The following is a 21,468-nucleotide window of genomic DNA, read 5'->3' as shown; positions in this document are numbered from 1 at the left end:
CCGGGAGCAGCCACACGGAGTTGCATGTGTCGCTGCCTCCTGTTCTGATGTTTCGCGTGAGGGTTCCCCGAAAAGCGTATGCGTAGACGAGATTTCATCAAGACAACCGGTGCGGTCGTCGCGGCCACATCCCTGCGGCCGTATGCTTCGCTGGCCGCCCAGCCACCCACCGCCGGCCGGACGATCCTGCCCATGAACCGTGGCTGGCGCTTCAAGCCCGAAAAGGTAAGCGGCGCCGAGTCGCCCACCTTTGACGACGCCGCCTTCGAACGCATCACCATCCCGCATACCAACATCAAGCTCCCATGGCACAACTTCGACGATCATCTTTACGAGTTCGTTTCGACCTACCGTCGTCGCTTTCGCCTGCCGCAGGGCACTGCGGGCAAGCGTGTGTTTGTGGACTTCGAAGGCGCGATGTGCGCCTCCACCGTGTGGATCAATGGCGCGCCGCTCGGCGAATATCGCGGCGGCTTTACGCCGTTCTCCTTTGAGCTGACCCCGCACCTGCGCCCCGATGGCGAGAACGTGCTGGTCGTGCAGCTTGACTCCACCGAGCGCGAAGACATCCCGCCGTTCGGCTACGAGATTGACTACCTGACCTTTGGCGGCATCTATCGCGAGGTCTCGCTCCGCGTGGTGCCGGAGCATTTTCTCGACAACATCTTTGCGCACCCGAAAGACGTCCTGAGCGCACATCCCGGGCTTGATGTGGACTGCTTCCTCGCCGGCCCAGCAGCTGGCCGCATGGCGCTGGAGGTCGAACTGCGCGACGGGGAGCGCATCATCGCCCACGGCACGCAGCCCATCCCGTCCGGCCCCGCGCCCGACCCCGACGCAGCGCTTGACCCCGTCACCAGCGCCGCTATCACCCACAGCTCCAATACCATGCGCGACGGCGCAAAGCACACCGTCACGCTTGCCAACCTCGAGGGCATCGAGCTCTGGCAGTTACACGAGCCAAAGCTCTACACCGTCCATGTGCGGCTCATGCAGGACGGCGTGGCCATTGACGAGGACACGCGCCGCATCGGCTTCCGCGAGGCAGTATTCACGCCGCAGGGCTTCATGCTCAACGGCAAGGCTGTCAAGCTGCGTGGGCTCGACCGGCACCAGACCTTTCCGTTTGTGGGGCAGGCGATGCCCGCGCGCGCGCAGCGCCAGGATGCCAAGATCCTGCGGCACAATCTTCACTGCAATCTGGTGCGCACTTCGCACTATCCGCAATCGCGCCACTTCCTCGACTGCTGCGACGAGATCGGGCTGCTGGTGCTCGAAGAGATCCCGGGCTGGCAGCACATTGGGCCCGAGCCGTGGAAGCTGGTCGCTATCGACAACGTGGGCCGCATGATCCGGCGCGACTGGAACCACCCCTCGATCATTCTCTGGGGCGTGCGCATCAACGAGTCGCCTGATGACCACGGCTTCTACGCGCGCACCAACGCGCTCGCCCATGCGCTCGACCCGTCGCGGCAGACAGGCGGTATCCGCAACTTCAAGGAGTCGGAGCTGCTCGAAGACGTGTTCACCATCAACGACTTCGGCTTTCCCCTGCGCGAACCGAATCACCCGCTGTACCTCAACACCGAGTTCGTGGGCCACACCTACCCGGTCAAGACCACGGATGACGACGAGCGGCAGCGCGAACACACGCTGCGCCACGCGCGCATCCACGATCAGCTTGCCTCCAATCCGCAGTACGCAGGCGGCATCGGCTGGTGCGCCTTCGACTACAACACCCACTCCAATTTCGGCGCCGGCGACCGCATCTGCTACCACGGCGTTACCGATATCTTCCGTGAGCCCAAGGCCGCAGCCGGCTTCTACAAGTCGCAGGTCGACCCCGCGGAGGAAGTGGTGCTCGAGCCCGCGTTCCACTGGGCCAAGAGCGATGAGGCCACCGAGTTCCGCCGCGCCGTGGTCTGCTCCAACTGCGATCACCTCAAGTTCTACCTGCGCGAGCACAGCCTCGAGTCCAACGAGTGGACGCTGATCGCCGAGCTGGACCCGGACCGCGCCGAGTTTGCCCACCTGCGCTATCCGCCGTTCCAGCTCAACCTGGCTGCGCTCGACAGCAAGAAGCTGCGCTTTGCGTGGGGCGACCTGCGCATTGATGGCTACATCGACGGGAAGCAGCGCATCTCACGCTCGCTTTCCGGCAAGGGCATCGATAGCAAGTTCCTCCTGCTGCCCGATGACACGGCGCTCGTGGCGGACGGCGCCGACGTCACCCGCGTCGTGCTGCGCGTGACCGACGAGTGGGGCAACGTGCACCCGCTGGCCAACGACCCTATCGAGTTCACGCTGGAAGGACCAGGAGAGCTGATCGGCGACAACCCCATCGCGCTCACCGGGGGCACCGCCGCCGTCTGGGTGCGTGCGCAGGAGCAGGCCGGCACCGTGCGACTCTCCGCGAAGCACCTGCGCCTCGGCACGCAGACAGCGGAGTTCACCCTGAGCGCGGCGGAGCCGGAGCGCGTGTAGCTTCGCCGGTGGCTGCAGAAAAAACAGGGCAGGGAGCTATGGCACGTGCGTTGCCCCTGCCCGGGAACCGTATCCCGGGAACCGTCTAAGGAGCCACGCCATGCCCCGCCTCCTCGCCCGACTCCGGCCAGTGCTTGCCGGATCATTACTTGCAGCCGTGCTTGTTCCTTCTGCAGCCAACGCGCAGGCGCCTGCCGAGCCCACCATCCTCTACGGCGTCGCCTACTACAACGAGTACATGCCCGCGCCGCTGCAGCCTGGCCGACTCGAGAAAGACGTCGCCATGATGCAGGCCGCGGGCATCACCGTGGTGCGCATGGGCGAGTCTACCTGGAGCCTTTGGGAGCCATCCGACGGACACTTCGACTATGCCTGGATGGATCGCGTCGTCGATGCCATGGGCAAAGCCGGCATCAAGGTCATCCTGGGTACGCCGACCTACTCCATCCCCACGTGGATGGCGCACGCTCACCCCGAGATCCTGGCGCGCCCCATGGGCGGCGCTGCGGTCGGCTACGGCATGCGGCAGAACATGGATTACGACAATCCCCAGTTCCGCTTCTATGCCGAGCGCATCGTGCGCAACCTTGCCGAGCACTACAAGAACAACCCCACCGTGATTGGCTGGCAGGTTGACAATGAGACCGGTTCGAACGGCGCCACCAATGCCGATGTGTTCACAGGTTTTGTCGAATACCTGAAGCAGAAGTACAAGACCACCGACGCGCTCAACAAGGCCTGGTTTCTGAACTATTGGGGCGAAGATGTGAACGACTGGGCCGACATGCCTACGCGCGATAACGCGACCAGCACCAGCTACAAACTGGAGTGGACGCGCTGGCAGCAGCTTCGCGTGACCCGGTACCTCGCTTTCCAGGCAGCCCTGCTGCGCAAGTACGCCGCGCCCTCGCAGTTCCTCACGCACAACTACGGCGGCATCATGCAGAGCGACGTCGACGAGCCAGCCGTGGCAAAGCTGCTCGACATCGTCGGCAACGATCCGTATCACCGCACGCAGGACCACGAAGATGGCGCGTGGCAGGCGCTGCAGGGCGACTACGCCCGCTCACTGAAACACAGGAACTTCTTCGTGCTCGAGACCGATGCGCAAACCCTCGGCTGGAACTCCGCCGGGCAGTTTCCGCCGTACGATGGACAACTGCGCCAGGACGTCTACACCCATGTGTCGAGCGGCGCCAACATGGTGGAGTACTGGCACTGGCACTCCATCCACGCCGGGCAGGAGACCTACTGGAAAGGCGTGCTCAGCCACGACCTCGAGCCCAACCGCGCCTATGCCGAGGTGACGCGCGTTGCGCACGAACTCAAGAGCATCGGCCCGCAGCTCGCTGACATGAAGATCAACAACCAGGTGGCGATCCTGTACAGCGTGGACTCGCAGAACGGCATCAGCTTTATGCCGTACGAAGCGCACGAAAGCCACGGCTGGGAGCCCGGCAAGCCCACCGGCAGTTACAACGCGCTCGTGACGCAACTGCACGATGCCGTGTATTTTGCCAACGTCGGCAGCGACTTTGTGTTTCCGGATGTCTCGCAGGAAGAACTGTCCCGCTACAAGCTGTTAGTCGTCCCGGCGCTCTATGTTGCCGACGATGCTTTGCTCAGCAAGATCGCGACCTACGTGCATAACGGCGGCCACGTGCTGATGACGTTCAAGAGCGGTTTCACCAACGAGAACTCTGCGGTGCGCTGGGAGCGTGCACCGGGACCCCTGCGCGAAGCTGCCGGGTTCACATACCAGGAGTTCTCAAACCTGGAGCGGCCGCTCAGCCTGAAGGGCGATCCGCTGCACGCCGGTGAGCAGAACAAGGTGAGTACCTGGGCCGAGTTCCTGCAGCTCAACACCGCCAAGCCTCTGGCCTTTTACGATCATCCCTTCTTCGGCCAGTGGCCGGCCATCACCACCAACCGGTACGGGCAGGGCACGCTCACCTACGAAGGCACCCTGCTCTCCGACACCCTGCAGCGTTCGCTCGTGGTCGATGAGCTGACCAGGGCCGGGATCAGCGGGGCGGATCAGCACCTGCCGGAGCATGTGCAGGTCAAGCATGGCACCGGCCGGGATGGCCAGCGGTTGCATTACTACTTCAATTACTCGAGCGCCCCCGCTACCTTTCACTACACCTATGCGCCGGCAAAGGACCTGCTCACAGGTCACTCGCTTGCAGCCGACCAGGCGGTCACCATCGCACCCTGGGATGTGGTGATCGCGCACGAGACAAAGTAGCGGCGCCGAGGACTGAACAGCGCCTGGCGCGGGCCGGCGGCTTTGTTGAGGCGTCGAGTCCCGCCCCGGCGCGCTTGTCTGCCTTCCTGGGGGCGGGGGCAGCCGCCTCTGCTACCGCGCGATGCGGCGATACCTTCGCCGGCACCGCGACGCATAAAACCGTAAGAAGGTTTCCTCGACTTATCCACTTGTCCTAACCTGTGGATACTTGCACAATGTCTCGCCGGTCCCCTATAAGTAACTTTTTACTGGCCCGTTTGTAATAACTGCCAAGGGGACCTATGAGCCGAGATATAAATTTCCTGATTATTGCCGCAGCGGCATGCTGGTGCGCTCCCGCGCTCCTGCTTGCAACCGCTGCCGCCAAGCGTCATCTTTCGTGGCTTACGTTCTTCGGGATTGGCGTGGCGCTCGGCCCGGTGCTTTCCTTTGCCCTGGTTCACAGCGGACACGCGGTGCCCGCGGCCGCTGCTGACCGCGCGCAGCAGCGGCGTGATCTGCCGGTAGCAGTGCTGCCCGCCGCTTCCGATCGGGTATCATTGGCTCCCCTGGCGCCCAACGCCGCACCGACTGAGAATGCCCCATCCCTGTTCGCCCTGAGTGCCGCACGCAGGGCAGCGACAGCGTTGGAGCAGCTCGCCATGCAAGGCGAAAGCCCTGAGCCAAGCCACGACCCTCGACCCTCTCGCAGAGCCTAGCCAGACCCGGCTATGCGGGAGCCGGTGCTCTCGTGCCGCAAGAATAAGGGGTGGCCGCCTGCAGCGTGGGGTGGGCCCTCTGGCATCGTGGAGCGCGTGCCGGAACAGCGCCCGTGACTTGGAAGGATCGCACATCCCGCTCATTTATGGATCGTAGATTCAAAAGATATCGGGTATGCGAGTGAACACAACATGGAACAGGGACAAACCGAGGGTGACGCGATAATCTATAACTCCGCATGTCCTATCCCTCGATCATTGCTATTATCGACGCCAGACTCGAGCGACTTGAAACAGCTCGAGCCCTGCTCCTGGCCTCGCCCGTGCTGCGACCCGTGCCCATGACCAAGCCCGCACGTTCCGCGCGTCTAGCCAAATCCGATGCTTCTTCGCAGTCGCTGGTCGACCTCGAAGAGGTGCAAGAGGTGTTGTCCCAGGTTGCCGGGACGGCAGAACCGCTGCTCTCTCCTCCCGGGGCCGAACAGCAGGAGTTGTTACCTGAAGTGATCCAGACTACGCTCCACCCGATGCGCAAGCGCCGCGAAGTGCGCGCTGTCAGCAAGCCCCAGCCGCTTGCGCCATCCGCTCTCAGCGGCCCCGCACCTTCCACCCCGGTGTATGTGCCGGCCGAGAAGGTCCGTGACGCGCAGGTTCGCATCGCCAGCAGGCTTGCCGCTGCGGCTGCTCCAAATGAGGCCATAACGGCAGAGATGCTCAGCAGGCGCTGGCTGAACGGGTAGGTCTGCAGCGAAACGCCGATGAATGCAGGTTCCTACCGGGAGCACGCAGCGCGCGCGTGCAGCGCCGACTGGCCTGCAGCAGGGCACAGCCACGCGGGAGCGGAGTGACTCGTCCGCCGGGGGATGGCCGTCGGGTCTACTTGTCGTCTCTGAGTGCAGCCCAGCGCTTCTTCTGCGCCTCGGCAATCCGCTTGCGGGCTTCCACGCTCATTTCGCGGCGCTTGCCAGTGGTGCGCACTGCCCGCTTTTTCTCGGGAGCTTTGGCGGCGACACGTCTGCGGGCAGCCGGCTCGCTCTCACCCATAAGCAGGGCGCGTGCCCGCTTCAACTGTGCTATTTCCCGGTCAATCGCCGCGATTACTTCTTTTGTCACCATAGTAGCTAGCTTACCTCAACATCTTTGGTAAGGGTTACTTGATCTTGGCGGGCAGCGCATAAGTCGCTCGTAATGTCGCTAGGTGCGATTGTCTTGAAGCTTCACATGCCGCATCGCGCGCGGTTGCCATGGTTACGGCTTCCTTGTAGTCGCTTTAGCCGGAATCCGGGAACGTCCAGGCCAGACTGCAGCACCCTGCAATCAACACTGTGGCTGAAACAGTCTCATACAGCAGGAGGAACTATCTGCGGGCCATACCCGGGAGGCGACGCGCGTTGAATCGGAACCCACTGCATGCTCGCCAGCCAGGGCGGCCTGGCTCCATCGCGTATGGCCTCGACGAACGTCCAACATGTCCACGGAGGCCGGGGCTGCCGAAGCCAGCCCCGGATCATGGTCCGCGTAGCTACCGCGCAGCCCCACCAGCCAGCGATACGGTTTTACCCGTCTTCGCCGAGGTGCGTGCCGCATCCAGGATGCGCATGACTGTCACGTTGGTGTCGAGTGACGACAGATCGCCCTGTGGCTGCACCTGCCCGCCCAGCACCGCGGCCAGGTAGTGCAGGGAGTTGTCCTGCGGATCGACCAGCGCGGGCGCTGCTTCCGCATGCTCGGCCTTTTCGCCCGGCAACCGAACGCGCAGCCCATCGAGCGCAACCGTATCCACGTACCCATTGGCGCCGTACAGTTCCATGTCCTTGCGATCAAACGGCCAGTTCCACGAGCCCTGGATGATCGCCTGCATATGCGGGTAGGTCAGGATGATCGTGCCTTCGTCTTCCACCTTGGGATACACATCCGGCTTGATCTGCTGGGTCACCGCGGTCACGGTCAGCGGTGCTTCTCCGTGCATCAGCCACGTCGCCAGGTCTACCCCGTAGCAGCCAAAGTCAAACAGCGCGCCCGCGCCATTCTCCTTGGGATCGGTCAGCCAGTTCAGGAACTCCGGCCCTACGCCGATCTCCTTGGGTCCGCGGTGGCCGTCGTGCACGACCAGCTTGCGGAGGTCGCCGATCTGCCCGCCCCACAGCATGTGCGCCGCGGCGGTGTTGGACGCGTACCAGGTCGTTTCGTAATTCACGAGCACGGGCACGTGGAACTCGCGCGATGCCTCCTGGATTGCCAGCGCATCCGGCAGAGTGGTGCTCAATGGCTTCTCCACCATCGATGCAATGTGCAACCGGGCCGCCTGCACAATGGCGTCGCGATGCCCTGCGATCGAGGTGTACACCAGCACCGCTTGCGGATGCACGTGCGCCAGCATCTCGCTCTCGGACGTGAAGAACATGGAGGCGGGCAGGTGATAGCGGGTCGCGTAGCGTTCACGCAGCGAGGCGTCCGGGTCGGCCACCCCTACCAGTTGCACCTCGGGGTGCGCGGCCAGCTGGTAAAACCAGCCCTGCACATGGCCATGCACGAGGCCCACAATGGCGACACGAATCGGCGCCTTGCCCGATGCCGGAGCGGCGGTTTGCGCGGGGGCCTGGTTCGCTGCGTACGCGCTTGCGGTGGCAGGTCCGGCAAGCATCGAAAGGGAACCGAACGCCCACAACACGGCAGCGCTTCTGAGGACGGAATGCAGAGCGGCAATTTTCATACGAGCCATCCTAGTGCGTCGAGCATACGGCTGACGAGCGGGCCGCCATGGTTTCGCAACCATGTTTCGCAACCACATTGCGCAACCATGGCGATGGCAATCCCCCGTGCCCTCGCCGGCGCGCCGGGTCTCGACCGATGCAATATGCGCAGCCGGGTTCTTTTGCCTATCGATCAGGCCCCCAGCAGCCGCCGCGCTTCGGCGACTTCCTGGGGCAGGACCGTGTGTGGTCGTCCGGGGTACCGCGTCATCGAGACCGCCGCGCCCATCTTTGTCAGTTGCTCCCCGGTTTCGACCACGCGTGACCAGGGCACATGCGGGTCCGGGTCTCCGCTGCTCAGCAGCACCGGTGTGCCCGCAAGCTCGCCCGCATGGTGCAGGTCTGTGCCGTCCGGACCGACCAGGCCACCGGTAAAGGCAAACACCCCCGCATACCGCGCCGGGTGGCGCGCCACAAATTCTGACGACAGGCACGCCCCCTGTGAGAAGCCCGCAATCACGATCCGGTCTCGCGCAATGCCGGCCGCCTCAATCTCGGCCACCAGCGCCGCGATGCGCCCGATCGCCGAGGAAAGATAAGGCTCGTTCTGCGCGATCGGCGCCATGAACGACTGCGGATACCAGGTGTTGCCCACCGCCTCGGGCGCCGCAAACATCACCTTGCGCGCCTCGCCGGCACCGCGGGCCTCGAAGCCCGCGGCGAGCGCCGGCCCCAGTCCCAGGATGTCCTCGGCCGACGCGCCCCGCCCGTGCAGCAGCACCATGGCATAGCTTGCCTCCACAACGGGCGCGCCGGCGTAGGTAACCCGGCTGGTGGCATGCGGACCGGTAAGTTTTTGCAAAGCTCGCGTGGTTTGCTCAGACACCTGCGGCCTCCGTCTTCACAACCGCGTCTCCGGCAGGGTGCACCGTCAGCCTGGGCAGGCTCGTTTCGAGTGCCGCCCGGCGCGTCTCAAGCCACGGCGGCAGCTTCAGGCTTTCGCCCATGGTTTCCAGCGACTCATCCCAGGCAAAGCCCGGCGGGTCGGTCGCCATCTCGAACAGAACTCCGCCCGGCTCGCGAAAGTAGATCGAGTGAAAGTATGTGCGGTCCAGCACCGGTGTGACTTCCAGCGGATGCGCCGACAACCGCTCACGCCATGCGGCCTGTGCTGCGTCGTCTGCCGCGCGAAACGCGATGTGATGCACCGTGCCCGCGCCAAGCCGGCCGCGCGCGGCCTTGGGATCGACCAGCAGATCCACGTGGCTGCCCAGTGCTCCGCTCCTGGTCGAGTAGCGCTTGCGCTCGCCTTCTTCCGCCGTCTTCTCGAGGCCCATCGTGTCGAGCACCCCGGCCGTGGGAGCCTCGAGGTGCACCAGCAGTGTCACGCCGTAAAAGCCGCGAATGGAATGTTCCGCCGGTACGTCGCTTCCGCGCGGTGCGACCGGTTCTTTTGCCTGCGCATCGCCCACGATTTCCAGCACCATGCCGTCCGGGTCCTGGAAGCGCAGCACATCCTCGGCGAAGTGGTGGGTCTCCGTCAGCGGCACCGCGAAGCGCTGCAACCGCTCTCGCCAGTAGCCGAGTGAAGCCGTCGGCACGCTGAACGCGGTCGCCGCTGTTTCGCCCGCGCCCAAGGTGCCACGCACCGCGTTAGGCCAGGGAAAGAACGTCAGGATCGTGCCAGGTGAACCGTGGTCGTCGCCGAAGTACAGGTGGTACGTGCCCGGGTCGTCGAAGTTGATCGTCTTCTTGACCAGGCGCAGCCCCAGCACTCGCGTGTAGAAATCAAGATTGCGCTGCGGGTCGGAAGCGATTGTGGTCACGTGGTGCAGGCCGGCTATCGGCGTAGGCATCAGCTTTCTCCTTTGTGCCGCATGGGCGCCCGGCCTGCTCGGTACACGCGCTACCTGCAGTCCTGCATGCAAGGCGCCGGGATGTGCCGCTGCGACGTGAACGTCGACGCCGGCAGTCCTGCCGCGTTGAACAGGTTCGCGTTCAACGAAGAGTTGGGCCACGCGTAACGCACAAACAATGGATGCTCCACTGCCTCGCCACGCACCAACACGGCGCCGTCCTCGACCGAGGCGCTGGCCGGGTGAAAATGCTGGTCCTCGCCTGCTACTTCAAAACCCTGCAACGCTCCGCCCTTTGCCCACAGCCCGTCGCCATGCGCAAAGTACACGCGCAGGCTCGTGCCTTCCGCTGTTGCCTCGCGAAAGATCGGCCCGCTGTATTCGAGCTTCTCGCCGTACGCGATGGCTCGCCCGGCCAGCGCCATGCGTGCGCCTACGGTCTGCTTGTCCGGCGGGTGCACGTTGTCGGCCTGCCCTATGTCGGTCGAAACCACCATCCCTGTGTTCGCGAGCTTGAGGGTGCGCCGCTGCGCCTCGCGCACGATGCCCCAGCTTTCATACGGGGTCGAAGTGAAGCTCGAGATCTGCACGAACAGGAACGGCAGGTCACCCTCGCGCCACCGGCTGCGCCAGTCCGTGATCATGTCTCCGAACGCCCGCTCATAGGACGGTGCCCGCTGCGGTGAACTGTCGGTCTCGCCCTGGTACCAGAGAAAGCCCTTGATCGTGTAGTCCAGAAAAGGCGCGACCATGCCGTTGAAGTTGCCGGCCGGCGCATACGAACCCGGCTGCGGGTGCCATGGATGCTTCGGCGCAGGCTTGCCCGCTGCCTTGGCCGCGGCATCCTCACGCGTCTCCGCGGCTGTCATCGCCGGCACGTCCGCCTGTGTCTCCACCATGGGCACGCGTGCGGCCAGCTCCGGCGCCAGACCCGGGTCGGTGCTCAGCGCATCATAGGAGAGCCACGCCGCTACCGGTGTCCCGCCCCAGCTCGCGTCGATCAGCCCTACCGGCGTCTGTTCCTTCTCGGCGATTGCGCGCCCAAAGAAGTAAGCCACCGCGGAGAAGTTCACCGCCGTCTCCGGCGAGCACACCGTCCAGGTCGCATCCTGGTCGCGCTGCTCGTACTCGGACGCCACGTTCTTTACCAACAACAGGTGGATCATCGGGTGCGTGGCCGCCGCGATTTCCTTTTCGCTGTCCTTCATCGGCGTGTCCGCGCCAAAGCCCTTGAGCGGAAACTCCATGTTGGACTGCCCCGAAGCAAACCACACGTCGCCCACCAGCACGTCACTGAGCGTGATCGTGTTGCTGGCCTGTACGGACACCGTGTATGGGCCGCCCGCGTGCTCAGGCCGCAGAAACACGCTCCACTTGCCCAGCGCATCGGCCGTGGCCGCGCCCTGCTGCCCATGCAGCGCTACCCTGACCTGCTCCCCAGGGTCCGCCGTGCCCCAGATGTGGATCGGCATATCCCGCTGCAGCACGGCGTGGTCACTCAGGACGTGGGGCAGCTTTACCTCGGCATGCGCGGGCAGGGCAATGGCGGCAGCGCTCAGCAATACGGTGCAGAACCCGCGCAACCATCGGGACCGAGGCACAAACAATTCAGGCAGTTTCAACAAGAGCAGGGCTCCTTCTTGGCGCGCGCGCCCCGCTCAACCATCCGCCGGGGTCGCCATGACGATCGCCAACATCATACCTGCGCCTCCAACCCCGCCGCCTGCGGGCACTCTCCCGGCGCGTGCGCCAGCGGTCTTCCCTGGGAACCTTGCGCAGCGGCCGGCACGCAGCCGTATATTCGGTATTCGCTGTTGGAGCAGCAACGGAGGCACATGCGCAAGGCCAAGACACAATCCGGCCAGGATCTCGGCTTCGGCGATACATTCGGCAACCAGGCCCGGCTGATCAACCAGGACGGCTCCTTCAACGTGCGCCGCAGTCGCCGCCGCGTCACCGAGCTGTTTGGGTACGCCACGCTGCTGCGTGTTTCCTGGTCCACTTTTCTGCTCTGTGTCATCGCCCTGTTCCTCGCGCTCAACCTCGTGTTCGGAGCGCTGTACCTGGCGTGTGGTCCCGGGGCGCTCGCCAACAGCGGCCCCGCTCCCAGGGTCAGCCTGCCGATGCGGGCTTTCTTTTTCAGCGTCCATACCCTGGCGACCATCGGTTACGGCAACGTGGTCCCGGTGGGCGAAGCGGCCAACGTGCTGGTGACGCTCGAGTCGTTCATCGGCCTGTCCGCCGTCTCGCTGGTCACCGGGCTGCTGTTCTCCCGGTTCTCGCGGTCCCAGGTGCGCCTGCGCTTTTCCAGGGTCGTAGTGCTGCGGCATTCCCCCAGCCCGGGGCTGCTGATCCGCCTCACCAACCTGCACCGCAGTGAGCTCATCCACATTGAAGCCTCGGCGTTGCTCACCTCGTTTGACCCCGAGCGCGAGCAGGTGCGCCGCTACGTACCGCTCGCGCTCGAGCGCAGCCGGATCGAGTTCCTTCCCTTAGCCTGGACGATCCTGCACCCAATCACGCCCGACAGCCCCTTTTTTGAAGTCACCCCTGAGCGCCTCAAGCACCTGCGGGGAGAGCTGATCCTGCAGGTCACCGGCATCGACGAGGCGTCGGGCCAGGCCATCCATGCGCGTGCTTCGTACACGGCCGACAACCTGGTATGGGGCGCGACCTTCCAGAACATCTACGTGCGCGATCCTGCTACCGGGCTGCTCGACCTCGACATGGAACGCTTTGACAGCGTAGACATGCAGCCGCCACCGGCCGAGCTGACGCCGCCGCTTCCTGATCCCGCCCCCGGCTCCCGCGCTCGCGTACCATGAATACTGCCGATGCCGCCGCTCCGCTCCAGCTCCCGGTCTTCCCGGGCCGCGTCCCTCGCCTCCTTCGACGCCACCCTCGCCAGCGCCAAGCGAACCATGCTGCTGTCGGAGATCGTGCGCCTGGCCATCGACAGCTTCCTGCTCTCCAAGCTGCGCTTCGCCCTCACCGCCCTCGGCATGGTGATCGGCTCCGCCTCGATCATCTTTGTGGTCACTATCGGGCTCACCGGCAAACAGTACATTTTGGGCCTGCTCGAGAGCATCGGCACCAACATGGTCTACGTCGAGTACTCCGGGGGCGCCACCGGTTCGGTCAACAACTTCCAGAGCGACTACCTGAACCGCGACGACGAACGTGCGGTGCGCGAGCAGGTCCCGGCTGTCCAGTACTCCTCGCCCATGCTCGAGATGCATGACCGCATCGCGATCCGCGGCACCGAGAAGGAGCTGCTGGTGCTCGGCGTCAGCCCCCAGTACCAGTTGGTGCGCAACCTCAAGGTGCCCAACGGCCGCTTCTTCGACGACGAGGACGAAAGCTCGCACACCAAGGTCGCCGTTGTTACCGAGATCTTTGCGCAGCAGCTTTACGGCTCCGACGATGCCGCGATCAACCAGACCTTCTCACTCTCCGGCATCCCGTTCACCATCGTGGGCGTTTTCAAGGAGAGCGTCGACACCTTCGGGCAGTCCGAGATCGCCGACCAGACCATCTTGATCCCGTACTCGGTCGGCCGCTATTTCTCCGGCACCGACAACGTCAAGCAGATCTTCTTCACTATCCGCGACCGCTCCGACGTCGACCAAGCTGCGCACAAGATTGAAGAAGTGGTGCACAGCCGCCACCAGAAGAACTCCGCCTACCGCACCACCACCATGACGGAAATGCTCTCGGTCGCCGCCACCATCGCCGACGCGCTCACCGTGATCCTGTTGCTGGTGGCCCTGGTGACGCTTGCGGTCGGCGGCGTCGGCATCATGAACATCATGCTGGCCACGGTGCGTTCGCGCATTCGCGAGATCGGTATCCGCAAGGCGCTCGGCGCCACCGCGCGCGAGATCAAGCTGCAGTTCCTGATCGAGGCGGTGTTTATCTCGCTCTCCGGCGGCCTCATCGGCTGCATCGTCGGGCTCGCCCTGCCCGTGTCGCTGCGCCTGTTTACCTCCTATGCCGTCCCGGTTGATCCCTGGTCGGTCGTCGCCGCACTCGGCACTTCCACAGCGGTGGGCGTGCTGTTTGGCACGCTCCCGGCCAACCGTGCGGCGCAGCTCGACCCTGTTGAGAGCCTCAAGTACGAGTAGCTTTTCATCCCTGCAGCGCTTGGGCGGCCCGGCACTGGGGTAAACTGCAGAGGAGACGAGTCTTTTCTGGGCCACAGCGCTGCGTTCGGACCTGCCTTTCCGCGGTCCCGAGTTCACCCGCGAGCCTGCTTCGCTTCCCGTCCATCCATTTGTCTGCTTGAAAGAATAGGAAACCCGCGCCTGTGACCACCGCTATCCGCAACATCGCCATCATCGCGCACGTCGACCATGGCAAGACCACGCTCGTCGACGCCATGCTGCGCCAGTCTGGCACCTTCCGCTCCAACGAAGCGCTCACCGACCGCGTCATGGACTCGAATGATCTCGAGCGCGAACGCGGCATCACGATCCTTGCGAAGTCCACCGCGATCTACTACAAGGACTCCAAGATCAACATTGTCGACACCCCGGGTCACGCTGACTTCGGTGGCGAAGTGGAGCGCGCGCTCAAGATGGTCGACGCCGTTGTGCTGCTGGTCGATGCGTCCGAAGGTCCCCTGCCGCAGACCCGCTACGTGTTGTCCAAGGCGCTCGAAGCCAAGCTGCCGCCGATCCTCGTGATCAACAAGATCGATCGCCCGGACGCGCGCCCGCAGGAAGTGCTGAACGAGGTCTATGACCTGTTCATCGATCTCGACGCCGCCGAAGACCAGCTCAACTTCCCGGTGCTCTACACCAACGGCAAGCTCGGCCTCGCAAGTACCGAAGCGGACAAGCTCGGCGCTGACCTGCAGCCGCTGTTCGAGACCATCATCGCGACTGCGCCACCCGCGCCGGGCGATGCCGAAGGCAACCTGCAGATTCTGGTCACCAACCTCGACTACTCTGACTACCTCGGCCGCCTCGCCATTGCGCGTGTGTTCAATGGCACGCTCAAGACCGGCGACGAAGTTACCGTGTCCAAGCGCGACCTCTCGCTCGAGAAGGTCAAGATCACCAAACTGTTCTCGTACTCCGGCCTCAAGCGCGTGGATATTGAGCAGACCACCATCGGCGACATCATCGCCATCGCCGGCATCCCGGGCATCACCATCGGTGAGTCGCTGACCTCGACCGAGAACCCCGAACCGCTGCCGCTGATCATCATCGATGAGCCCACCATCGCCATGCAGATGTCGGTGAACAACTCGCCCATGGCCGGCCGCGAAGGCCAGTTCGTCACCTCGCGCAACATCAAGGAGCGCCTGGATCGCGAGCTGCTCACCAACGTCTCCATCCGCGTTGAAGATACGGGTTCACCCGACAGCTTCAAGGTGCTGGGCCGCGGCGAGTTGCAGCTCTCCATCCTGATTGAAATGATGCGTCGCGAAGGCTTCGAGATGATGGTCGGTCGCCCCGAGATCGTCACCAAGCGCGTCGACGGCAAGCTCATGGAGCCGGTTGAGCACCTCACCATCGACATCCCCGACAACTTCGTCGGCACCGTGATCGAACGCCTTGGACCACGCAAGGGCGAGATGGTCAAGATGAACTCGCACGGCTACGGCCGTACCCGCATGGAGTTCAAGGTACCGTCGCGCGGCCTCATTGGCCTGCGCTCCGAGCTGCTCACCGAGACCCGCGGCACCATCATCATGAACGCCCTGTTCGAGGGCTACATGCCCTACCAGGGCGATATCCCGCAGCGTCCTTCGGGCGCGCTGATCGCGGACCGCACCGGCCCCACGACCACCTACGCGCTCAACGGCCTGCAGGATCGCGGCATCCTGTTCGTTCCGTCGGGCGTCGAGGTGTATGAGGGCATGATCGTCGGCGAGCACTCTCGTGATAACGATCTGGACGTCAACGTCGTCCGCGAAAAGAAGCTCACCAACATGCGTGCTTCATCCGCCGATGACGCGGTCCGCCTCGTGCCCTTCAAGGCCATGAACCTTGAACAGGCGATCGAGTTCATCGCGGAAGATGAGCTCGTCGAGGTCACGCCGAAGTCGCTGCGTCTTCGCAAGAAGGTGCTGCAGGCCAACCGTCGTCCGCGCCGCAACTCCACTCCTTCCATCTAGTGTTCGCATGCGCGGCGTGACAGGTCCTCTGTCCCGCCGCGTTTCACTCTCCTACCGTTTCCCAGAACATCTCTATGGCGCAGCAGCCCAACCTCTTCCCAGCCAATCCGGACGACACAGAAGAGGGAGCTGCAAGGCGCTCTTCCCGCACCATGCCTGTTTCGGCATCGGGATCTGCCCCCATGTCACCATCGCGACCGGTTCCCTGGATGACACTGGTGGAGCGGGTCATCCGCATCCTGGTGCGTCTCTACCTGGGGCTGCTGGTGGGTGCGCTCCCATGGCTGACCTTCTGGACGCAGAACAATCTCTTCACGTATGACCCCCTGCTGCTTACCCTGGCGGGCAGCGGCTTCGTGCGCGGCGCGGTATCCGGGCTCGGCCTGCTCAACATTGTGTGTGCCGCGATCGAAGCGAAACACTTTTTCGCTCGGCGCTGAAGCCTCACCCTTTTCGCGCCCACCCCGCTCACGTAGCGAACTATCTCCCGCCCGCAGTCGAAATACCCTCGCAAGGTTGCCCAGAGCCGTGCTTCTGCTCTGTTGCTGGGATGGAACAGGCTCCGCGCGTCGCCGGCAAACGCATGCACTCCCCCGCATCCCACGTGACTAGCAAGGCCAGCCGCTGGCCTTCAACCAAGTACGCGCAGCACACCACCAGCACAAAGGGAGATTGCACGATGCCGACGACACGATTCAAGAGCACCATCGAAGCATTGAAAGACGGTCCAGAGTCCCTGCCGGTCGAGAAGGCCGTTACCAACATCGAAGGCTGGGAAGAGTACCTCTCCAAGCACGAGCATGATGGCGTCAAGAAGGTCTCGCAGGACCTGACCAAGCTCAAGAAACTGCTGCACGCCAAGGAAGTGGATCACGAAGCGATCCACACACTGCTGCAGAAGCTTGGCAAGGACACCGTAGCTGTCGCGGAGTCCACCAAGGGCGCGACGTCCGAACACATCAAGGAACTGGGCGAAGCCCTCTCCGCAGGCAAGTAACCCTAAGTTTCACCGGCTGTCCGCACCATCAGGAGCAGCACGCGCTACCCGTGAGCACCCGCAGGTGTGTCAAGGGTCGCGCATGTTGCTCCTGGGATCATTTTGTAAAGTCCACCCCCACGTCTCTCGCTCGTGAACAAGTGGTAAAGAACGACCTTGGCGCAGCGCAGCCCTTGACGCGGGAGCTTCTGCCCAACGATGCTGGGCGCAATGCCTGAGCCTGATCTGCTCCCCCGCGCCATCCTCGCGTACGAGAACGCCGACTTCCTCGACAGTCCCGACGGACGCATCATCCGCATCCTCTCCGAGTACTCCGAGCCGCTCGCGAGATTCCGCCGCGAGCGCATCCGTGACACCGTGGTTTTCTTCGGCTCGGCGCGCTTTCACGGTGCCGCGGACGCCGCTCCCGCGCAGGCTGCGCAGGCACAGGTTGATCCCGCTCCCGTCAGCACGAGTGCGCAGGCTGCGGCGCAGTACTACGAAGATGCGCGACGTCTCGCCTTCCTCCACACCGAATGGGCGCAGAGCCTGCATGCCCGCTTCATTCTGGGGACAAGCACGGCTACCACCGCTTCGTGGTCTGCTCCGGCGGCGGCCCCGGCATCATGGAGGCGGCCAATCGCGGCGCGTGGGAAGCAGGCGGCAAAAGCATCGGGCTCAACATCCGCCTGCCGTTCGAGCAGCGGCCCAACCGCTACATCACGCCCGAGCTCTCGTTCGACTTCCACTACTTCTTCATGCGCAAGTACTGGTTCGCCTATCTCGCCAAGGCGCTGGTGGTTTTTCCCGGCGGCTTCGGCACCATGGACGAGCTGTTTGAAATCCTCACCCTCGCGCAGACCGGCAAGCTCGCCAAGAACATCACCGTGCTGCTGTATGGCCGCGCGTACTGGGAGCGCGTGCTCAACCTCGATGCGTTGATCGAGGCCGGTGCCGTGTCCGAGCGCGACCGCAATCTGTTCTCGTTCGCGGACACACCGGAGGACGCCCTGCGGCTGCTCCAGCAAAGCCTCACCAGCATCCACCAGCAGCCCGAGGCCGAGGACGGTGAGCCACCTGTGCCCGAGATCGCCCACACGCGTTCTTAGTCCGCTTGCTTACACAACCTTCAGCACATCACCAAAGTACCGTGTCGATGTGTTTCTGCCACATATTGAGAACTTTTTCGCCGTCCCGTCATGCCCTGTTCACAGTGCAGGTCGAACATCACCTGCATAAGGGGGCACCCCATGGGCAAGCTCAGGCAGATCTCGTACCTTTGGCAGGACGATGAGGCGGCGGAAAGCTACATCACCGGGGTCTCACTCCACAGCCACACCAACCAGTCAAAGGAAACGCTCGACTTTCTTGCCACGCTTGGCAAGCGCATCGGGCTGATCGACTCGATGTGCGCCCGTGTGGAGCGGCGAGCGGAGACGAACCACAGCATCTCTGTCAACTACGCCGCGAGCTACTGGACCCCGCCACTGACGCCGAAGCTTGCATTTGATCTCGAAGGTGCACAAATAGAGAAGCTGGGCCTGCGTCCCCTGGTCTCGCTCTCAGACCACGACAACATCCAGGCGCCCATGTTGCTGCGCACCGTTGCCTCCGCGCGCCATATCCCGGTTTCTGTCGAGTGGAGCGTGCCGTACGGCGGCGATCAGAGCTTCCACCTGGGCATCCACAACCTGCCCAGCGACACGGGCCAGGGCTGGATGCAGTGCTTCGCAGAGTTCACCGCGAACCCCGCGCCCGACGCAGCCTCCGACGCGCGCCTTACCGAGATCCTCGCTGCCCTGCACGCGCTGCCCAATGTGCTGATCGTGTTCAATCACCCCATGTGGGACCTGTACCTGGTTGGCGCGGCGCGCCATGCCGAGCTGCTGCGGCGCTTTATGGCTGAGAACGGGGAGTACATCCACGCGCTTGAGCTCAACGGCCTGCGCACCTGGAGCGAGAACCGCTCGGTGCGCACCATGGCCCGCGACTACAACAAGCTGCTTATCTCCGGCGGCGACCGCCACGGCATGGAGCCCAACGCCAACATCAACCTCACCAATGCGGGCTCCTTCACCGAGTTCGTGCACGAGATCCGCTACCAGGGCCGCTCGCACGTGCTGTTCATGCCCCAGTATGCCGAGCCCTTCAAGCATCGCGTGCTGCGCTCCACACTCGACGTCATCCGCGATTATCCGGAGTTTCCGCTGGGCTCGCGACGCTGGGATGAGCGCGTCTTCCACCCCGACCAGGAGGGCAACCCGCAGCCCGTCGCCCAGCTCTGGCCCGATGGCAATGCGCCGAACTACATCACCTTTGCGCTGCAGGCCGTGCGCCTGCTGGGCTCGCGGCCGCTTTCGCGTGGATTGCGTCGCGCCTGGTCGGAACGCAGCGAACTGCAGCTCGCGCTCGGTGAATAAACCGGTTGAGCCACCGAAGCGCCCCTAAGTCGGTCGATGCGGCGGCATCGCAACATGCGGCTAACACCCCGCGCCTAGACTAGCTCCATGCCGCCGCGCATCCCACGGGTCGCCTTCTTTCCAGATTCCTTCCACGAGGTCAACGGAGTCGCGCACACGGCGCGCCAGTTCACCGCGTGGGCCGGACGCACCGATCGTCCGTTCCTGTGTGTCCGCGCCGGCGACTGCTCCACGCCGCAACTCGACACCAGCTCCCACGGTCAGCTCGAGGTGCTGGAGCTGCCGCGCGGCCCCGCGTCCTTCGCCCTCGACAAGGACCTGCGCTACGACCCGCTGTTTCCCCGGCACGGCGCCACGATCCTGCGCGCACTGAAGCGCTTCCAACCGGACGTGATCCACATCACCGGCCCGTCCGAGCTCGGTATGCTCGGCGCCGCGCTCGCGCACCACCTCGGCGTGCCGCTCGCTGCCTCCTGGCACACCAATGTGCATGAGTACGCCGCGCGTCGCTCCACCTGGGCGACGCGCGTGCTGCCAATGCGCCGGCAGGCTGGTGCGGCCCGCGCCATCGAACGCACCGCGCTGGGCGCCGCCGCGCTTTTCTACCGCAGTGCCCGTTTGCTGTTTGCGCCCAACCCCGCCCTGTGCGCACTGCTCGAGGCAAGAACCGGCCGTCCCTGCCGCCTCATGACCCGCGGCATCGACGCCCGGCTCTTCTCGCCGGACCGCCGCACCGCGCCACCTGCCACGCCGGGCCAGGGCTTCACCCTCGGCTACGTCGGCCGACTGTCGGTGGAAAAGAACGTGGCACTGCTCGGCACGGTGGCGCGCGAGCTTGCCGGGCGCGCTCAGCAAAACAGGCAGGTGCCGGTGCGCTTCCTCATCGTGGGGCAAGGGTCTGAGGAAGCTTCCCTGCGCGCAACCCTGCCCGGAGCCCACTTTGCCGGCGTTCTGCGCGGCGAGGCCCTAGCCGCGGCCTTTGCCGACATGGACTGCTTCCTGTTTCCGTCGCACACCGACACCTTCGGCAACGTCGTGCTGGAAGCCTTGGCCTCCGGCGTTCCGGCCGTTGTCACCCCGGACGGTGGCCCGGCGCATATCGTGACTGCCTCCGACGGCGCAGGCCTCATCGCCACGGACGCCGCATTTGCGTCCAGCGTGGCCGACCTGCTCAACCGCTGGAGTCTTGACCCGGCAATGCATGCCTCCATGCGCGCACGGGCACGTGCCTATGCCGCCACCGCAAGCTGGGACGCGGTGTTCTCCGGGGTGTACCAGGCGTATGACGAGGTGCTGTTTCACGCGACGAACGCTTCCGGTGGGCCACGCTAAGAGACGTCCGCCTGTCCGGTCTACCTGGTTGCGGGCCGGTCGCGCGCGCACGAAAAAAGCGGCCTCGGGGGCCGCTTACCTCTTGATCTCAGGGTTTCTCAAAAGCTTTTTGGTGCCGAAGAGAGGACTCGAACCTCCACACCCTTGCGAGTACGTGGACCTGAACCACGCGCGTCTGCCAATTCCGCCACTACGGCACATCCTGCCCGGTCTGCTCGTTTGCACAAGCAATCGTTGCAGTTCCAAGTTTCCCAAACCTGCACCGCTCTGTCAAATGCGCGTCTGTTTGAAACCCGGCTTGCTCCGGGCCGTGGGGCTGCATCCAAGACTGAGCCGGCAAGATTGGTACAGGCGCGGCAAGCCAAGAGCGGTGGAGGCATCGAACATCCATGAACGAAACTGAAGTCGGAGCGATCCCGGGCAAACATGCGGCAGAGATCCGCCGGCTCGTCCATGACCTGAGCAATGCACTGGAAATCATTGTGCAAACCAACTACCTGCTCAAGATCGGCAAGCTGGACGAAGCCAGCCAGCAGTGGCTTTCCATGATGGACGGTGGCGTGCGGCAGGCAAGCGAGATCAGCATCAACCTGCGCACCTACGTGATTGAAAACGCCGCAGGGCGCTAAAGAACCCA

General features: G+C 64.1%; 18 protein-coding genes and 1 tRNA gene. 13 read left to right on the top strand and 6 right to left on the bottom strand.

The features are described from left to right. Positions 1-78 precede the first annotated feature (78 nt). The 4 genes from D1Y84_RS06215 (at position 79) to D1Y84_RS06200 (ending at position 6,170) form a co-directional block, all read left to right on the top strand. Complete coding sequence (locus tag D1Y84_RS06215) at positions 79-2,484, top strand: glycoside hydrolase family 2 protein (RefSeq protein ID WP_124847743.1); 2,406 nt, start codon at positions 79-81, stop codon at positions 2,482-2,484. 100 nt (positions 2,485-2,584) lie between these two features. Beyond that, positions 2,585-4,732, top strand: coding sequence for a beta-galactosidase (locus D1Y84_RS06210; RefSeq protein ID WP_124847742.1), 2,148 nt, complete (start codon positions 2,585-2,587; stop codon positions 4,730-4,732). Positions 4,733-5,013: 281 nt separating this feature from the next. Further along, complete coding sequence (locus tag D1Y84_RS06205; protein WP_124847741.1) at positions 5,014-5,430, top strand: hypothetical protein; 417 nt, start codon at positions 5,014-5,016, stop codon at positions 5,428-5,430. A 239-nt stretch (positions 5,431-5,669) separates the two neighbouring features. Then, positions 5,670-6,170 (top strand): hypothetical protein, encoded by a 501-nt coding sequence (locus tag D1Y84_RS06200; protein ID WP_124847740.1) that lies wholly within the window; start codon positions 5,670-5,672, stop codon positions 6,168-6,170. Positions 6,171-6,306: 136 nt separating this feature from the next. On the opposite strand, the gene D1Y84_RS06195 is transcribed toward D1Y84_RS06200, so the two are convergent. The 5 genes from D1Y84_RS06195 to D1Y84_RS06175 all read right to left on the bottom strand — a co-directional run bounded on the left by D1Y84_RS06195 (position 6,307) and on the right by D1Y84_RS06175 (position 11,604). After that, positions 6,307-6,546, bottom strand: a complete 240-nt coding sequence (locus tag D1Y84_RS06195; RefSeq protein ID WP_124847739.1) for a hypothetical protein — start codon at positions 6,544-6,546, stop codon at positions 6,307-6,309. A gap of 406 nt (positions 6,547-6,952) precedes the next feature. After that, the gene (locus tag D1Y84_RS06190; protein ID WP_233581178.1) at positions 6,953-8,143 is read right to left on the bottom strand and encodes a Gfo/Idh/MocA family protein; all 1,191 of its coding nucleotides are present in this window, start codon (positions 8,141-8,143) and stop codon (positions 6,953-6,955) included. A 173-nt stretch (positions 8,144-8,316) separates the two neighbouring features. Then, positions 8,317-9,009: an alpha/beta hydrolase gene (locus tag D1Y84_RS06185; protein ID WP_233581176.1), complete on the bottom strand. Its 693-nt coding sequence runs from the start codon at positions 9,007-9,009 to the stop codon at positions 8,317-8,319. Next, a complete protein-coding gene (locus tag D1Y84_RS06180) occupies positions 9,002-9,979 on the bottom strand; it encodes a ring-cleaving dioxygenase (RefSeq protein ID WP_124847738.1) in 978 nt (325 codons plus the stop codon). Before D1Y84_RS06180 ends, D1Y84_RS06185 begins: the two co-directional genes overlap by 8 nt. A gap of 50 nt (positions 9,980-10,029) precedes the next feature. Continuing rightward, positions 10,030-11,604 carry a sialate O-acetylesterase gene (locus tag D1Y84_RS06175; RefSeq protein ID WP_233581174.1) on the bottom strand — a complete coding sequence of 525 codons (1,575 nt, stop codon included), beginning with the start codon at positions 11,602-11,604 and terminating at the stop codon, positions 10,030-10,032. A gap of 210 nt (positions 11,605-11,814) precedes the next feature. On the opposite strand from D1Y84_RS06175, the gene D1Y84_RS06170 reads away from it, so the two are divergent. The 8 genes from D1Y84_RS06170 (at position 11,815) to D1Y84_RS06135 (ending at position 20,831) form a co-directional block, all read left to right on the top strand. Continuing rightward, the gene (locus D1Y84_RS06170; protein ID WP_158615345.1) at positions 11,815-12,804 is read left to right on the top strand and encodes an ion channel; all 990 of its coding nucleotides are present in this window, start codon (positions 11,815-11,817) and stop codon (positions 12,802-12,804) included. A 9-nt stretch (positions 12,805-12,813) separates the two neighbouring features. Continuing rightward, the gene (locus D1Y84_RS06165; RefSeq protein ID WP_124847735.1) at positions 12,814-14,103 is read left to right on the top strand and encodes an ABC transporter permease; all 1,290 of its coding nucleotides are present in this window, start codon (positions 12,814-12,816) and stop codon (positions 14,101-14,103) included. Positions 14,104-14,285: 182 nt separating this feature from the next. Next, complete coding sequence (gene typA / locus D1Y84_RS06160) at positions 14,286-16,103, top strand: translational GTPase TypA (RefSeq protein ID WP_124847734.1); 1,818 nt, start codon at positions 14,286-14,288, stop codon at positions 16,101-16,103. 182 nt (positions 16,104-16,285) lie between these two features. Continuing rightward, positions 16,286-16,543, top strand: coding sequence for a hypothetical protein (locus D1Y84_RS06155; RefSeq protein ID WP_124847733.1), 258 nt, complete (start codon positions 16,286-16,288; stop codon positions 16,541-16,543). A 239-nt stretch (positions 16,544-16,782) separates the two neighbouring features. After that, complete coding sequence (locus tag D1Y84_RS06150) at positions 16,783-17,100, top strand: hypothetical protein (RefSeq protein ID WP_124847732.1); 318 nt, start codon at positions 16,783-16,785, stop codon at positions 17,098-17,100. A gap of 515 nt (positions 17,101-17,615) precedes the next feature. After that, entirely contained in the window at positions 17,616-18,188 is a 573-nt protein-coding gene (locus D1Y84_RS06145) for a TIGR00730 family Rossman fold protein (protein ID WP_370245726.1), read from the top strand. 141 nt (positions 18,189-18,329) lie between these two features. Next, complete coding sequence (locus D1Y84_RS06140) at positions 18,330-19,499, top strand: hypothetical protein (RefSeq protein ID WP_124847731.1); 1,170 nt, start codon at positions 18,330-18,332, stop codon at positions 19,497-19,499. A gap of 87 nt (positions 19,500-19,586) precedes the next feature. After that, entirely contained in the window at positions 19,587-20,831 is a 1,245-nt protein-coding gene (locus D1Y84_RS06135; RefSeq protein ID WP_124847730.1) for a glycosyltransferase, read from the top strand. A gap of 110 nt (positions 20,832-20,941) precedes the next feature. On the opposite strand, the gene D1Y84_RS06130 is transcribed toward D1Y84_RS06135, so the two are convergent. Beyond that, positions 20,942-21,028: transfer RNA gene (locus tag D1Y84_RS06130), tRNA-Leu, on the bottom strand. 192 nt (positions 21,029-21,220) lie between these two features. Here D1Y84_RS06130 and D1Y84_RS06125 point away from each other — a divergent pair. Next, positions 21,221-21,460, top strand: coding sequence for a hypothetical protein (locus D1Y84_RS06125; RefSeq protein WP_124847729.1), 240 nt, complete (start codon positions 21,221-21,223; stop codon positions 21,458-21,460). Positions 21,461-21,468: the final 8 nt, after the last annotated feature.

Origin of the sequence: Acidipila sp. EB88 (genome assembly GCF_003858395.1) — a bacterium.
GTDB lineage: Bacteria > Acidobacteriota > Terriglobia > Terriglobales > Acidobacteriaceae > EB88.
Note: the sequence above shows the minus strand (reverse complement) of the source record. Positions and strands in the feature narration are given on the sequence as shown.

Bases quoted from the DNA above. Each gene is read 5' to 3' on its own strand.
- D1Y84_RS06165 (WP_124847735.1), top strand. From the start codon at position 12,814: ATGCCGCCGCTCCGCTCCAGCTCCCGGTCTTCCCGGGCCGCGTCCCTC.
- D1Y84_RS06195 (WP_124847739.1), bottom strand. From the start codon at position 6,546: ATGGTGACAAAAGAAGTAATCGCGGCGATTGACCGGGAAATAGCACAG.
- D1Y84_RS06140 (WP_124847731.1), top strand. From the start codon at position 18,330: ATGGGCAAGCTCAGGCAGATCTCGTACCTTTGGCAGGACGATGAGGCG.
- D1Y84_RS06180 (WP_124847738.1), bottom strand. From the start codon at position 9,979: ATGCCTACGCCGATAGCCGGCCTGCACCACGTGACCACAATCGCTTCC.
- D1Y84_RS06170 (WP_158615345.1), top strand. From the start codon at position 11,815: ATGCGCAAGGCCAAGACACAATCCGGCCAGGATCTCGGCTTCGGCGAT.
- D1Y84_RS06135 (WP_124847730.1), top strand. From the start codon at position 19,587: ATGCCGCCGCGCATCCCACGGGTCGCCTTCTTTCCAGATTCCTTCCAC.
- D1Y84_RS06205 (WP_124847741.1), top strand. From the start codon at position 5,014: ATGAGCCGAGATATAAATTTCCTGATTATTGCCGCAGCGGCATGCTGG.
- D1Y84_RS06145 (WP_370245726.1), top strand. From the start codon at position 17,616: ATGGGCGCAGAGCCTGCATGCCCGCTTCATTCTGGGGACAAGCACGGC.
- D1Y84_RS06125 (WP_124847729.1), top strand. From the start codon at position 21,221: ATGAACGAAACTGAAGTCGGAGCGATCCCGGGCAAACATGCGGCAGAG.
- D1Y84_RS06200 (WP_124847740.1), top strand. From the start codon at position 5,670: ATGTCCTATCCCTCGATCATTGCTATTATCGACGCCAGACTCGAGCGA.
- D1Y84_RS06190 (WP_233581178.1), bottom strand. From the start codon at position 8,143: ATGAAAATTGCCGCTCTGCATTCCGTCCTCAGAAGCGCTGCCGTGTTG.
- D1Y84_RS06150 (WP_124847732.1), top strand. From the start codon at position 16,783: ATGCCGACGACACGATTCAAGAGCACCATCGAAGCATTGAAAGACGGT.
- D1Y84_RS06155 (WP_124847733.1), top strand. From the start codon at position 16,286: ATGTCACCATCGCGACCGGTTCCCTGGATGACACTGGTGGAGCGGGTC.
- D1Y84_RS06210 (WP_124847742.1), top strand. From the start codon at position 2,585: ATGCCCCGCCTCCTCGCCCGACTCCGGCCAGTGCTTGCCGGATCATTA.
- D1Y84_RS06215 (WP_124847743.1), top strand. From the start codon at position 79: ATGCGTAGACGAGATTTCATCAAGACAACCGGTGCGGTCGTCGCGGCC.